The sequence below is a fragment of the Cellulomonas pakistanensis genome, assembly GCF_016862755.1.
In the GTDB taxonomy this organism is placed as follows: Bacteria; Actinomycetota; Actinomycetes; order Actinomycetales; family Cellulomonadaceae; genus Cellulomonas; species Cellulomonas pakistanensis.
In genome coordinates this window covers 47,442-60,971 of sequence record NZ_BONO01000027.1, presented here as the reverse complement: position 1 = coordinate 60,971, position 13,530 = coordinate 47,442, and the positions used below count along the sequence as shown (strand labels likewise).

The 13,530-nt window shown below is 77.2% G+C and carries 10 protein-coding genes; 2 read left to right on the top strand and 8 right to left on the bottom strand.

Going from position 1 to position 13,530, the window contains the following annotated elements; translation table 11 throughout:
* Nucleotides 1–421 precede the first annotated feature (421 nt).
* From Cpa01nite_RS15815 to Cpa01nite_RS15805, 3 genes are read right to left on the bottom strand one after another with little or no spacing between them, the layout of a single operon-like run.
* Nucleotides 422–1,360 (bottom strand): tetratricopeptide repeat protein, encoded by a 939-nt coding sequence (locus Cpa01nite_RS15815; protein ID WP_203669711.1) that lies wholly within the window; start codon nucleotides 1,358–1,360, stop codon nucleotides 422–424.
* A 37-nt stretch (nucleotides 1,361–1,397) separates the two neighbouring features.
* On the bottom strand, nucleotides 1,398–2,420 hold the full coding sequence (locus Cpa01nite_RS15810) for a DUF8094 domain-containing protein (protein ID WP_203669710.1): 1,023 nt from the start codon (nucleotides 2,418–2,420) through the stop codon (nucleotides 1,398–1,400).
* Entirely contained in the window at nucleotides 2,417–4,303 is a 1,887-nt protein-coding gene (locus Cpa01nite_RS15805) for a hypothetical protein (RefSeq protein ID WP_203669709.1), read from the bottom strand. Before Cpa01nite_RS15805 ends, Cpa01nite_RS15810 begins: the two co-directional genes overlap by 4 nt.
* Before the next feature lie 208 nt (nucleotides 4,304–4,511).
* Here Cpa01nite_RS15805 and Cpa01nite_RS15800 point away from each other — a divergent pair, with 208 nt between their 5' ends.
* A complete protein-coding gene (locus Cpa01nite_RS15800) occupies nucleotides 4,512–6,752 on the top strand; it encodes a coiled-coil domain-containing protein (protein ID WP_203669708.1) in 2,241 nt (746 codons plus the stop codon).
* A complete protein-coding gene (locus tag Cpa01nite_RS18950; protein WP_308439393.1) occupies nucleotides 6,749–7,384 on the top strand; it encodes a hypothetical protein in 636 nt (211 codons plus the stop codon). Before Cpa01nite_RS15800 ends, Cpa01nite_RS18950 begins: the two co-directional genes overlap by 4 nt.
* Before the next feature lie 127 nt (nucleotides 7,385–7,511).
* On the opposite strand, the gene Cpa01nite_RS15790 is transcribed toward Cpa01nite_RS18950, so the two are convergent.
* The 5 genes from Cpa01nite_RS15790 to yicI all read right to left on the bottom strand — a co-directional run bounded on the left by Cpa01nite_RS15790 (nucleotide 7,512) and on the right by yicI (nucleotide 13,530).
* Nucleotides 7,512–8,288, bottom strand: a complete 777-nt coding sequence (locus Cpa01nite_RS15790; protein ID WP_203669707.1) for an alpha/beta fold hydrolase — start codon at nucleotides 8,286–8,288, stop codon at nucleotides 7,512–7,514.
* Nucleotides 8,285–9,115, bottom strand: a complete 831-nt coding sequence (locus Cpa01nite_RS15785) for an alpha/beta hydrolase (RefSeq protein WP_203669706.1) — start codon at nucleotides 9,113–9,115, stop codon at nucleotides 8,285–8,287. Before Cpa01nite_RS15785 ends, Cpa01nite_RS15790 begins: the two co-directional genes overlap by 4 nt.
* Nucleotides 9,116–9,138: 23 nt before the next feature.
* Nucleotides 9,139–9,450 carry an Rv1322 family protein gene (locus Cpa01nite_RS15780; RefSeq protein ID WP_203669705.1) on the bottom strand — a complete coding sequence of 104 codons (312 nt, stop codon included), beginning with the start codon at nucleotides 9,448–9,450 and terminating at the stop codon, nucleotides 9,139–9,141.
* 99 nt (nucleotides 9,451–9,549) lie between these two features.
* Nucleotides 9,550–11,004: a glycoside hydrolase family 1 protein gene (locus Cpa01nite_RS15775; protein ID WP_203669704.1), complete on the bottom strand. Its 1,455-nt coding sequence runs from the start codon at nucleotides 11,002–11,004 to the stop codon at nucleotides 9,550–9,552.
* 252 nt (nucleotides 11,005–11,256) lie between these two features.
* Entirely contained in the window at nucleotides 11,257–13,530 is a 2,274-nt protein-coding gene (gene yicI, locus Cpa01nite_RS15770; RefSeq protein WP_203669703.1) for an alpha-xylosidase, read from the bottom strand.

The following is a 13,530-nucleotide window of genomic DNA, read 5'->3' as shown; positions in this document are numbered from 1 at the left end:
TCAGTGACTCTTGCGAGCTCCTGACCGGAGGCAACCGTTCAAACTTATCCGATCCGATCCGGCCGGTCAAGTCCGTGCGGACCGTCTCGACCTCGTGGATCGTCCCGCGGCGCGGCGAAGTCCGGGCACATGCGTCCCGATCGGCCTTGCGTTGGGGGTGGTCGTCCGGGGGACCAGCCACCGGGTTGATCCTCGGTGTCCGTTCCTCCCTGCCGGGCGACGAAGAAGAACATTACGCACGCCCGCTCGGGACCGTCAACTCGGGGAGCCGTGACGGCGGTCACCCCCGAACCCGCCCCCGACCTGCGGCGATCCCCCGCCCGCGGTCGGCCGGGAACGGCGCGGGCCCGCCCCGACCACGGCGGTCGGGACGGGCCCGCGGCGAGCTCCGCTCCCCCGAAGGGCGCGGCCGGCGCCGGACTCAGTACAGGGCGTTCGCCAGCGCGCGGCGCGCGGCGGCGACGCGCGGGTCGTCCGCCCCGACGACGTCGAACAGCTCCACCAGCCGCACCCGCAGGCGCTCCCGGTCGGGGCCGAACGTGACGCGGACGGTGTCGACGAGCCGGGCGAACGCGTCCTCGATCTGCCCGCCGAGCACGTCGACGTCGGCGACCGCCAGCTGCGCGTCCACGTCGGTCGGGGCGTCGGCCGCGGCCTTGCGCACCGCGGCGAGGTCGACGTCGCGGGTCCGGGTCAGCAGCCCGACCTGCGCCAGACCCGCGCGGGCCATGTCGTCCCGCGGGTTCTCCTTGAGCGCCTGCTCGTACGCCGCGGCCGCCGCCGGCAGGTCGTCGCGCTCGATCGCGTCGTACGCCTCCTGGTGCAGCGGCGGCAGCGGCGGCTCCTCGGGCTCGGCCGGCGCCGGCTCCGCCTCGCGGGCCGCGACCGTTCCGGTGATGCCGTTGGCCGCAGCCGCCTCGAGCACCTGCTCGAGCACGCCCCGCACCTGGTCCGCCGGCGGCGCACCCTGGAACAGCGGGAGCGGCTGCCCCGCGAGGACCGCCACGACCGCGGGGACGGACTGCGTCTGGAACGCGGCCGCGACCTGCGGGTTGGCCTCGGAGTCGATCCGGGCGAGCAGCAGCCGGCCGCCGAGCTGGTCGGCGAGCGCCCCGAGGTCGCGCGCCAGGTTGATGCTGGTCTCGCTCCACGACGCCCACAGCAGGACGACCACCGGGTGCTGGGTCGACGACTGGACCAGGGCCGGGAAGCCCTCGGTGTCGACGTCCACCGTGAAGGGGCCCGGCGCCGGCAGTCCGCCGGGCGTGCCGGGCGCGGGGGTGGCCGGGCGCCCCAGCCCGGAGAGGTCGACCGCCCCGCGCACGTCGAGGCGCGGGTCGTTGGCCGGGTTCTGGCTCATGGGCGAAGTGCTCCTGCTCTCGCGTGCTCTGACGTCGTCACTCACCGGTGACCGCTGTGCGCGCGTGCTCCGCCGCCAGCACGGTCACCGTCTCCGCGCCGCCCGCCGGCGGCACGTACATCGCTACCACGTCGGTCCACGTGCGCACCAGGTTGGCGGACACGCTCTGCTTGCCGGACAGCGCGGCGTCGAGCGGGTCGTTCAGCGTGATGCTGCCCTGGGACAGCGTCGCGGTGGTCACCGTCGTGAGCTGGCCGACGACGATCGCGCCGCCGTCCGCCGTCCGGAGCGCGGTGACCGCTCCCTGCTCTGGCGCGACCGTCTCCGTCACGGACGCCACGGCCTGCAGGCTCGCGACCGTCTGATTGCGCGCCTCGGTGATCGCGGTCCGGAAGAAGTCCGCCGGGAACGTCGCCGCCGCGGCGGACGCGTCGCCGTTGGTCAGCACGTCCGCGTACTGCGCCATCGCCTCGTTCGGCGAGAGCAGGAGCGAGTCGTCGTCCGCGGCCACGGGCTCGCTGCCCTCCTCCGGCGTCGCGGTCAGCGGCATCTCGACCGACGGCCCGAGCCGGGACCAGCTCCAGAGCCGGTACGGCTCGCGCGGTCCCTCCTGCTGCAGGACGAGCAGCAGCGGCGCCTGCAGGTCGTCGGGCTGCTCGGTCACCACCATCTGCGTCCGCGGCCAGGTGTCGGTGTCCGGGATGATCGTCGTCTGCGCGGTCATCGGCAGCGTGACCGGGGGGCGCTCTCCGCCGGTCGCGGACGCGCGGGTGTACTCAGCCGACCGGATCGCCAGCGCCGGGCCGGTCAGGCGGGCGTCGAGGCCCGCCGGGTCGAGCGCCGCGTCCCCGGCGGCGAGCACCGCGCCGACCTGGTCGAGCACGCTCGTCGACTGGGCCACCGTCAGCGCGGGCGGCGGGACCGCCGGCGCCGCGTCGGGCGCGGGCTCCGGGACGGGGTTCGCGCAGGCCGCCAGCCCGAGCGCGGCGACCACCGCGACGGCGGTGCCCGCGAGGCGACGGCGCACGGGGCGCGTGCGGCCCGTGGTGCGTGCGGTCATCGGCCCTCCTCCGGGGTGTCGTCGTCCTGCGGCGCGGGCGCGGCGTCGGGGAACCCCCACATCCGGCGCCACGCGTCCGCGCGCTGGGCGCGCGTGGCGGCGTCCTCGTCCGCGGGCGCCGAGCCGGCCGCGGCGCCCGGTGCGGGCGCCGTCGTGCCCGGACGCGCCGCGGGTGGTGCGCCGGGGGCGGGGGTGCCTGTGGGCGCCGCGGCGGCGGGCGCCGCGGGCGCGGTCGGCCGCGCGGTCGTGCCCGGTGCTCCTGCCGTGCCGCCGGCGGGCGAGGACGCGTCGGACCCGGCCGTGGGCCCGGTCCCGGGTGCGGGGACGGGCGACCAGGACGAGCGCGCCGGGGACACCGGGGCGTCCTGGCCGTCGGCCTGCGCCGGGGCGTCCGGGTGCGCGTCGGCCGCGCGGCCGCGGCGCCACGGCAGGCGGTCCGCCAGGCGGCGCGAGCGCGGGCCGGGCTCGGCGTCCGGGCCCGCGGCGGGTACCGCCCCGGTGGTGTCGGCGGCCCCGGCGGCGGTGTTCGCGGCCGGGTCCGACGGACGCCCGCCGGGCGCGGTCGCCGTACCCGGGGCGGGAGTGCCCGGGCGGCCGGTCGCGGCCGGGGACGGGGTGGCCTGCGCGGGGGCCTGCCCCGCGGACGCCCGCTGCGCGGCGGACGCCGGCTGCGCGGCGGGCGCCGGCTGCGCGGGCGCGGCCGGCCGGACGGGCGCGGCCGCCTCGCCGGACCCGGTCGGCCCCGTGGGCGTCGACCGCTGCCCGGGCGCGGTCGGCTGCGCGGCCGCGGCGGGCTGCCCGGGCGCGCCCGGACGGCTCGGCGCGGTCGGCTGCGCGGGCGCCGGCTGACCGGCGGCACGCGGCGTCGCCTGCTGCGGGCCGTCGCCGCCCGGGGCCGCGTCGCCGGCCGCGGGCGTCGCCCCGGTGACGACGGGGGTCGCGCCGGTCACGACCGGGGTCGCGCCCGTGACCACGGGGACGGACCCCGTCGGCGTCCGCCCGCCCCGCCGGCGCGCGGCCGCCGCGGCGGCCTCGGCCTCGCGGAGCTGCCGGCGGGTGAGCGGGGCGCCGGGCGTGACCGTGCCCACGGGGACCGCCCCGGCCGGCATCCCGGCGCCGGGCGACCCGGCGCTCGCGGGCAGCGGCACGGTCGCGAGCGTGCCGGTGCTGACGTCGGTCCAGCCGGCGTCGGGGCCCTCGCGCCGCTCGCGGATGATGCGGACGAGCAGCACCGCGGCGACCGCCAGGAGCAGCACGCCCAGCGCGACGCCCGGCCACAGCCACGGGGTCGTCACGGTCTGCGGCCAGGACAGGTCGAGCACGGGCGCGGTGTCGCCGAGGCTCACGGCGAGCAGGGACCAGCGACCCTCCTGGGCCGGCCACTCGAGCGTGGCGGTGTCCTCGCCGGTGACCTCGACGACCCACATGTCGTTGCCGGTCGGGTCGGCGGCCGTGGCGGCGTCCTCGGTGGCCTCGCCGCTCGCGGACGGGGACGGCGACGCCGCGGCCCCCTCCTCCGTCGCCGAGGCCGACGGGGCGGGCGTCGCCGCCGGGTCCGCCCCGGCCGTGGTGGCGAGCGTGTGCCAGTCCGACAGCCCGGTCACCCGTGCGTACGGGTCGCTGCCGACCCAGGCCGTCACGTCGGTGTCGCGGCCCACCGCGAGCACGACGGGCGAGCCCTCGGCGCGGACGGTGACGGTCACGGGGTCGCCCGCGAGCTCGAGCACGCCGGGGTCGGTCACGAGGGTCCTCGTGCCGTCCCCGGGCTCGGCCGTGGCGACCAGCGGGTCGTCCGCGCGCCAGACGGTGGCGGAGGCGACGCCGAGCCCGATGGCCGCGACCCCGAGCACCCCGAGGACGGCGGCGATCAGTCGTTGGAGCACGCATCTTCCTCTCGAACGTGACAGCCCAGGATAGGCGGACCACCTCGGGGTCCGGGCAAATCGGGCGGCTGAGGGGGCCGGGCGACGGTGTCCCGCGGCGCGGGCCTGCCGATACCCTGGACGGCGGACGCGGGCCGACCGACGCCCCGAGCCTCCCGCCCGGAGGCCGTCCCCACAAGCGCTCGCGCGCGCTCGCAGGAGGAACTTCGTGGCAGACGACCGTACGCCCTTCCCCGTGGTCAACTTCCGTGGCTACGACCGCGGACCCGTCGACACCCGGATGTCGGAGCTCGAGCGCGCGCTGCAGGACGCCCGCAACCAGGTCGCGTCGATGGACGAGCGGGTGCTGCAGATCTCGGGCGAGCTGTCCGAGGCGCACCGCCAGCTGCGCGAGGCCGAGCGCCCCACGTACTCGGGTCTCGGCTCGCGGATCGAGATGCTGCTGCGCTCCGCCGAGGAGCAGTCGTCGGACGTCGTGCAGCAGGCGAACGCCCAGGCGTCCGACGCCCTCGCCCGGGCGCGGCTCGCCGCCGGCCAGCTCCGCGCCCGCGCGGAGAACGAGGTGGCCGAGATGCTGGCGACCGCGCGCCGCGAGGCGACGGAGGAGCGGTCGACCGCGCACACCGAGGCGGAGAGCACGCTCACCGGCGCGCAGCGGCGCGCGGAGGAGCTGGTCGGGTCGGCGGAGCGCGAGGCCGCCCGGATCCAGACCGCGATCCAGACGGAGGAGAGCGAGCGCCGTGCGACGCTCGAGCGCGAGCTCGGCACGCTCCGCGCGACGGTCGAGCGCGAGACGACCGAGCTGCGGATCAGCACCGAGCAGGCCGCCGAGGAGCTGCGCACGCGCACCGAGACGGAGACCACGGCGATGCGCGCGGACGCCGAGCGCTACGACCAGGACCTGCGCCAGGCGGCCGACGCGGAGACGACCGCGCTGCGCCAGCGCGTGACCGCCGAGCTCGCCGAGCTGCGCACCGAGGCGGAGCGCTGGGCCGCCATGCAGCGGTCGGTCGCCGCGACCGAGATCGCCGAGGCGCGGCAGGCGGCGAACGAGGAGGCTCGCGCGCTGCGCGCCGACGCCGCCGCGCACGCCGACTCGGTCCGGGCCGCCGCCGAGCGGGCCGCCGCCGAGCTGCAGCAGCGCGCGACCGCGGAGACGACCGCGCTGCGCGCCGAGGCCGAGCAGTACTCCGGCTTCGTGCGCGCGACCGCCGACCGGGAGACCGGCGAGCTGCGCGCCGCGGTCGCCGACGAGATCGCCGCGACCCGGCAGGAGGCCGAGCAGGCGCTCGCCGCCACCCGGGCGGAGTCCGAGCAGTACGCGAGCGGGCTCCGGGCCGCCGCCGAGCGCGAGACCACCGAGCTGCGGGAGCGGACCGAGCACGAGGCCGCGACGCTGCGCGCGCTCGCCGAGCGCGAGACCACGGAGCTGCGCGAGCGGACCGAGCGCGAGACCACGGAGCTGCGTGAGCGGACCGAGCGCGAGGTGGCCGAGCTGCGGGAGGCCACCCGCCTGGACGTCGAGCGGCAGCTCACCGAGGCGACCCGCGCGGCCGAGGAGGTCCGGTCCGCGGCCCGCGCCGAGGCCGACGCCCTCACCGCGCAGGCGCGGCAGGCGCTCGCCGACGCCGAGCTGCAGATCGCCGCGCAGCGCGAGGCGGCCGAGCGGGCCGACGCCGAGCGGCACGCCACCGCGCGCGCCGAGACCGAGAAGCTCGTCTCCGACGCCGAGGCGCACGCCGCGGACGCCGAGCAGCGGGTGGCGAAGGCGCTGGAGCAGGCCGAGAAGATCCGCGTCGACTCGCAGAACCACTCCAAGGAGCTGCTGTCGAACGCCCGGGCGAACGCCGACCGCGTCGTCGCCGAGGCCCGCGAGCACGCCGAGAAGACGCTGTCCGAGGCGATGGCCGAGTCCGAGCGCGAGCGCACCACGGCGCAGCGCCAGGTCGAGGACCTCAACCGCCAGCGCGAGTCGATCACGTCCTACCTGGACGAGCTGCGGAACCTGCTCGGCCACGACCCGGTGCCGAACCGGACGACGCTGGAGAAGGCCGACGCGGCGCAGGCGCAGTTCGACGCCAAGCAGGCGGCCCGCCCGGCGGCGCGACCGGCGCGCGGCAAGGGCCGCCCGGCGCCCGTGTCGGCGGCGACGCCCGCCGTGGCGGCGCCCGCCACGGGCGAGGACGGCAAGGCCGTCGACGCGAAGGACGGTGGCCCGACCGGCGACGCGAAGGACGGTGCCCCGACCGGCGACGTGAAGGTCGGCGACGCGCAGGTCGGCGGCACGACGGCCGCCGACGCGACACGCGTGCCGGCGCCGGCCGACCCGAGGGCCGCCCAGGACGCGGAGCGGCCGGCCGCGGCGAAGGAGGCCGCCGCGGCGGCCCAGGAACCCGCCGGTGCGCAGCCGTCCGAGGACGAGGCCGCGGCCGCACCGGCCGACAAGTGAGCGAGCGCGAGGCGGCGCCGGACCCGGTCGGGTCCGGCGCCGCCGGCGTGCCCGACGGTGCTGCACCGGACGGCGGCGCCGCGCCCCGCACCTCCGGGCCCGGCACCCCGGCGCCCGAAGAAGCCGCTGCCGGCACCTCCGCGCCGGACGCGCACGACGCCGGCGACGCGCCGGATGCGGGCCACGCGCCGGGTGCGGGTCACGCGCCCGTCTCCCCCGCGGCCGACTGGCGCTCCCGCCGCCGCGAGGCCGCGGACGCCCACGAGGCCGCGCTGCGCGCCCGGCGCCAGGCCGAGTCGGCCCGCGCGCGCGAGCTGATCGCCCGGTTCGTCGCCGACGCGCGCGCCCGCGGCGTCGCGCCCGAGCCGCTGCACGCGCAGGGGTACGGCGGCCGCGGCCGGTACCGCACCCCGCTCGAGGGCTGGTACCTGCGCCGGGACCGCACCGTCGCGGTCGGCACCGACGGCGGCTTCTACGTGCTCACGGTGCCGCCGTCCCTGGGCGCGCGGCTGCGCGGCGTGCGGCCGGAGCCGCAGGACCCGCCGCTCGTCATCGGCGCCGGCGGCAAGGACGGGGAGTCGCTGGACCTGCCGGTCGCGCTCGCCCGCGCGCTGGGCGACGCGACCGCCTGAGGCACGGCCGGCGCGCCGACGCACGGCCGCGCCAGCCGGCGTTCCCCGAACGCCCGATCGATCAGCGAGACCCGCGCGAGCAGCCGGGCCCGCGCGACGAGCCGCGCCGCGCGACCAGCCGGGGACGTCAGCCCCGAGCCCGCCCGGCCAGCGCGCCCAGCGCCTCCGCCACCGCGGACGGGGTCTCCACCGCCGTCAGGTGCCCCGCGCCCGGCACGACGACGGCCTCGACGCCCAGGGCGTCCGCCATCTCGCGGGCGCCGGCGACCGGCGTCGGCTGGTCCTCCTCGCCGACGAGCACCAGCGCCGGCCCCCGGTACCCGGCGAGCACCGCCGAGCGGTCCGGGCGCGCCGCCATCGCGCGCTGGGACCACGCCACACCGGCCGGCGGCTGCGCGCCGATGAGCGCCTCGAGCCGGGCGACGAGCTCGGGACGCCCTCGGGCCGCGGCGCCGAGCAGCGCGGTCGCCATGGGCAGCACCTCGTCCACCGTCCCTCCGGACTCGACCGCGTCGGCGACCCGCAGCCGGTTGGCGCGCGCCTCGTCCGCGTCGGCGGTCGCCTTGGTGTCGAGCAGACCGAGCCCGGCGACCAGCCCGGGGTGCCGCTCGGTCAGCGCCAGCGCCACGTAGCCGCCCATGGACAGGCCGGCGACGACGGCGCGGCCGTGCCCCGCCTCGGCGAGCACCGCGGCCACCGCGTCGGCCGCCGCCTCGAGCGACGGCTCCGGCAGCGCGACGCCCTGCGCCGCCCCCATCCCGGGCAGGTCGACCGCGAGCACCGGGCCGTCGAGCAGCGGCGCGACGTCGGCCCACATCCGGGAGTCGAGGGGGAAGGCGTGCAGCAGCACGAGCGGCACCCCGGTCCCCGGACGCAGGGCGTGCAGCGTGACGGTGGCGGTCATGCGTCCTCCTGGTCGGAGCCGGCGAAGGCCTCGCCGTCGGGCGACTGCGGCACGGCGGGCGACTCGGCCTGCTCGCTCGGGCCGTCCCAGGTCGTCGGGAGCGGCAGCGGCAGGTCCGGGCGCACGCGAGCGACGATCTCGTCGAGCACCCGGCGCACGTACGGCTCCCCCACCCACAGGTGCTTGGCACCGTCGACCGCGACGACCTCGGCCTGGCGGACGCGGCCGAACCGCTGGCGGGCCTCGGCGGGGCGCAGGTAGTCGTCGTGCTCGGGGACCAGAACCACGAGCGGCTTGCCGTCGGCGTCCCAGGCGTCGAGGTCGGCGTCGGTGGCGCGGTGCAGCGGCGGCGACAGCAGGACGGCCCCCTCGACCGCGGGGTCGAGGCCGTGCATGAGCGCGAGCTCGGTGCCGAACGACCAGCCGACCAGCCACGGGTGCGGCAGGTCGCGGAACTCGGCGAGCTCGATCGCGGCGTGCACGTCGAACTTCTCGCCGACCCCGCCGTCGAACGCGCCCTCGCTGGTGCCGCGCGGGCTCGACGTGCCCCGGGTGTTGAACCGCAGGACGGCCACGTCGGCGAGCGCCGGCAGCCGCCAGGCGGCCTTCCGCAGCACGTGCGAGTCCATGTAGCCGCCGTGGGTCGGCAGCGGGTGCAGAGTCACCAGCGTCGCCGCGGGGGTCCGCGGGGTGCCGTCCGGGTCGACCGGGAGGGCCAGCTCGCCGACCAGCGTGAGGCCGTCGGCGGTGTGCAGCTCGACCTCCTCGCGGTGCGCGGGCAGGACGGTGAGCGAGCGGATGGGCGTGGGAGCGGCTGCGGTCGTCATCACGGTCGAGCGTAGTCCGGCGGTCAGCGCCGCGTCGGCCCCCTCCGGTGCCGCGCGGCCCAGCACGCGGAGTGCCAGTGCCGCCGGTCGGCGAGCGCGGAGTCGGCCCCGAACAGCCCGTCCGACCGCCACGCGACGACGTGCGGCGTGCCCGGCGCGATCTCCTGGTCGCAGCCCGGGCAGCGGAACGTGCGGTCCGAGCCGCCGACGCGCTGCACGGTCCACGCCCCGTCGGCGGCCTCCTCCGACGTGCGGCCGCCGCGCACCCGGTCGAGGTCGAGCGGGACGTGCTCGGCGGCGTAGGGGCGCTTGCCGGAGCGGCGGGAGGACGGCACGCCCCGATCATCCCCCGGCGCGCCGGAGGGCGGCCACCGTGCGGCGGCCGCCCTCGGGCGTGCGTGCGGCCCCGGGTTCGGAGGCCCGGGACGCCGGCGTCAGGACAGCCCGGCCGCGGTCTCCGCCGGCGCGATCGTGCGGGTCGCCACCAGGTCGCGGTACCAGAGCGCCGAGTCCTTGAGCGTCCGCTCCAGCGTGTCGTAGTCGACGCGCACGATGCCGAACCGGCGGTCGTAGCCGTAGGCCCACTCGAAGTTGTCCATCAGCGACCAGACGAAGTACCCGCGCACGTCCGCGCCGGCGTCCATCGCGGCGCCCACGGCGTCGATGTGGTCGTGCAGGTACTCCACGCGGTCGAGGTCGTGCACGCGGCCGTCGGCGGACACCTCGTCGGCGAACGCGGCGCCGTTCTCGGTGACGGCCAGCGGCAGGCCCGGGTAGCGCTCGTGCACCTCGAGGAGCAGGTCGACCAGGCCCTGCGGCTCGATGTTCCAGCCCATCGCGGTGTGCGGGCCGGGCTGCGGCAGCCACTCGACGTCGTCGCAGCCGACCCACGGGCTGACCGCGGACGACTTGTGGCCGTCGACGCCCGGGCTGCCGTCGCCGACGACCGGCTCGCCGTGCAGCCGCTGCACGCGGCCCGTCGAGTAGTAGTTGATGCCCAGCAGGTCGATCGGCTGCTGGATGAGCGCGAGGTCGCCGTCCTGGACGAACGACCAGTCGGACACGGCGGCCGTCTGCGCGACCACGTTCTCCGGGTACCGGCCCTCGAGCAGCGGCTGCAGGAACACCTCGTTCGCCACGGTGTCGACCTGGCGCTTGGCCTCGACGTCCTCCGGCGCGTCGGACGCGGCGCGGGTCACGTGCAGGTTGAGCGTGATCGAGACCTGCGCGGCGTCGCCGAGCACCTCGCGGATGGCGCGGGCGGCCAGGCCGTGCGCGAGGTTGAGGTGGTGCACCGCCGCGAGCGCGGCGCCCTGCTCGGTGCGGCCCGGGGCGTGCACGCCGGACGCGTAGCCGAGGTACGCGGAGCACCACGGCTCGTTGAGCGTGGTCCACACGGTGACCTTGTCGCCCAGCACCTCGGCGAGCTTGCGGGCGTAGTCGGCGAACCGGTACGCGGTGTCACGGTTCGTCCAGCCGCCCTCGTCCTCCAGGGCCTGCGGCAGGTCCCAGTGGTAGAGCGTGACGACCGGCTTGATGCCGGCCGCGATCAGGCGGTCGACGAGGTCGGCGTAGAAGGCCAGGCCCTCGTCGTTCCACTCGCCCGAGCCGGTCGGCTGGACGCGCGGCCAGGCGACCGACAGCCGGTACGCCTGCAGGCCGAGCCGCTGCATGAGCGCGACGTCCTCGGGGACGCGGTGGTAGTGGTCGGCCGCGACGGCGCCGGTGTCGCCGTTGAGCACGGCGCCGGGCCGCTCGGAGAACGTGTCCCAGATGGACGGCGCGCGGCCGCCCTCGGTGGCGGCGCCCTCGATCTGGTAGGCGGCGGTCGCGGACCCCCAGAGGAAGTCGGCGGGGAACGTGCGCCCGGAGGGGCGGGTGGTGGTCATAGGGGTTCCTCGGTTCAGGTCGAGCCGCGGGACGGCGCTGTCGAATCGTTACGATACACGAAGGTGGGAGCGCTCCCGCACCCCTCGTCGGGCGCGCGTGCCGCTTCTCGGTCGCCGAGACCCACTGATTCCGCCGAGCCCACCCGTCGCGGGCGGGGGTCTCGGTCGGATCAGTGGGTCTCGGCGAGTGCGGCGGGGCGCGGCGGGCGCGGCGGGCGCGGCGGGGCGCGGCGGCGCCCGAGCGCGGGCGGGTCAGGCGGGCAGCGTCAGCTCCGCGCGGGCGCCCTGCGCCGCGGTCGCGGTGCCCAGGGCCGACGCCACGGACCACGTCGCCGGGACGGCGCCCGTCGCCTCGACGGTCACCGTCGCGCCCGACCGGCGCGCGACGAACTCCACGTCGCCCGCCTCGCCGCGGACCGTGGTCCGCGCCTCGGCGCCGTCCGCCAGCCCGAACACCCGCAGCGTGACGCCGTCGGCGTGGTCGTAGTCCGGGCGGTCGGTGCGCGCGCCGACGGGCAGCAGCGTGCCGGGGCGGACGAGCACGGGCAGGGAGTCGAACCCGTGCCGCTGCCGGTGCCACCGCGGCCCGTGCACGGTCGAGCCGTCGAGCAGCGACGTCCACTCCCCCTCGGGCACGTACACGTCGACGTCGCCGTCCGCGGTGAACACGGGCGCGACCAGCAGCGACGGGCCGAGCGCGTACTGGGTGTCGACGGTCGCCGCGCCCGGGTCGCCGGGGAACTCGAGGAACAGCGGCCGCATCACCGGCAGCCCGTCGGTGTGCGCCTCGCGGCCCACCGCGGACAGGTACGGCATGAGCGAGAGCTTGAGCTCGGTGAACCGCTGCGTGACCTTGACCGACTCGTCGTCGAACGCCCACGGCACCCGGTACGACGACGAGCCGTGCAGCCGGGAGTGCGAGGACAGCAGGCCGAACGCGAGCCAGCGCTTGAACACCGCCGGGTCGGGCGTGCCCTCGAACCCGCCGATGTCGTGCGACCAGTAGCCGAACCCGGAGGACGCGAGCGACAGCCCGCCGCGCAGCGACTCCGCCATGGACACGAAGGTCGACTCGCAGTCGCCGCCCCAGTGCACGGGGAACTGCTGGCCGCCGGCGGTGGCCGACCGCGCGAACAGCACGGCCTCGCCCTCGCCCCTGACCTCCTCGAGCAGCTCGAAGACCGCCTTGTTGTAGAGGTGCGTGTAGTAGTTGTGCATCCGCTCGGGGTCCGAGCCGTCGTGCCAGACGACGTCCGTCGGGATCCGCTCGCCGAAGTCGGTCTTGAAGCAGTCGACGCCCATGTCGAGCAGGGCCCGGAGCTTGCCCTTGAACCACGCGGTGGCCTTGGGGTTGGTGAAGTCGACGAGGCCCATGCCGGCCTGCCACATGTCCCACTGCCACACCGAGCCGTCGGCGCGCTTCACGAGGTACCCGAGCTCGGCGCCCTCGGCGAACAGGTGCGAGCGCTGCGCGATGTACGGGTTGATCCACACGCACACCTGCAGGTCGCGCTCGTGCAGCCGCGCGAGCAGGCCCTCCGGGTCCGGGAACGTCGCCGGGTCCCAGACGAAGTCGCACCAGTGGAACTTGCGCATCCAGAAGCAGTCGAAGTGGAACACCGACAGCGGCAGCCCGCGCTCGGCCATGCCGTCGATGAACGACAGGACGGTGGCCTCGTCGTAGTCCGTGGTGAACGAGGTCGACAGCCACAGGCCGTACGACCAGTCCGGCACCGCGGCCGGGCGGCCGGTCAGCGCGGTGTACCGGCGCAGCACGTCCTTGGGGTCGGGCCCGGCGATCACGTAGTACCGCAGGCGCTGCCCCGCGACGCTGAACTGCGTCCGGGACACGACCTCCGAGCCGATCTCGAACGAGACGTGCCCGGGGTGGTCGACGAACACGCCGTAGCCCGCGTCGGTCAGGTAGAACGGCACGTTCTTGTACGACTGCTCCGAGGACGTGCCGCCGTCCGCGTTCCAGATGTCGACGGTCTGGCCGTTCTTCACGAACGGGGTGAACCGCTCGCCGAGCCCGTAGACGTGGTCGCCCACGCCGAGGCCGAGCTGCTCGCGGACGAACGGCCGGCCCTCGGCGTCCGTGATCACGCCGACGCCGCGCGAGGTGGCGCCGGTGACGACCCGCCCGTCGACCTCGACGTCGAGCGCCCACTCCCCCGTCGTCGACACCCGGGCGGTGAGGTTGCCGGTGGTGAGCGAGGCGCGCGGGTCGTCGTCGGTGGGCCCGGCGACCACCACGTGCGGCGCGGCGTCCGCGAGCGCGAACGCCGGCCCGGGGTCGACGCCGCCCTGGTGGTGCTCGATCGTCACGCCGAGCACCCCCTCGGCGGGCGAGTCGAGGGTGATCGTGATGAGCGGGTGGTTGAGGGTGTCGCCGCGCGTGGCGAGGCGGCCGGTGCCGGCGTACGCGGTCAGCGTCCGCTCGCCCAGCACGACCTCGTCGACCGCGCGCGGGCGCTGCACCGTCACGCCGGGGAGGGTCTGCCAGTAGCCGTCGGTGAACTTCAT

What these genes read in the sequence shown, in the direction of transcription:
- Cpa01nite_RS15815 (WP_203669711.1), bottom strand. Translation starts at nt 1,360, where the DNA reads ATGAGCCAGAACCCGGCCAACGACCCGCGCCTCGACGTGCGCGGGGCG.
- Cpa01nite_RS15810 (WP_203669710.1), bottom strand. Translation starts at nt 2,420, where the DNA reads ATGACCGCACGCACCACGGGCCGCACGCGCCCCGTGCGCCGTCGCCTC.
- Cpa01nite_RS15790 (WP_203669707.1), bottom strand. Translation starts at nt 8,288, where the DNA reads ATGACCGCCACCGTCACGCTGCACGCCCTGCGTCCGGGGACCGGGGTG.
- Cpa01nite_RS15785 (WP_203669706.1), bottom strand. Translation starts at nt 9,115, where the DNA reads ATGACGACCGCAGCCGCTCCCACGCCCATCCGCTCGCTCACCGTCCTG.
- Cpa01nite_RS15775 (WP_203669704.1), bottom strand. Translation starts at nt 11,004, where the DNA reads ATGACCACCACCCGCCCCTCCGGGCGCACGTTCCCCGCCGACTTCCTC.
- yicI (WP_203669703.1), bottom strand. Translation starts at nt 13,530, where the DNA reads ATGAAGTTCACCGACGGCTACTGGCAGACCCTCCCCGGCGTGACGGTG.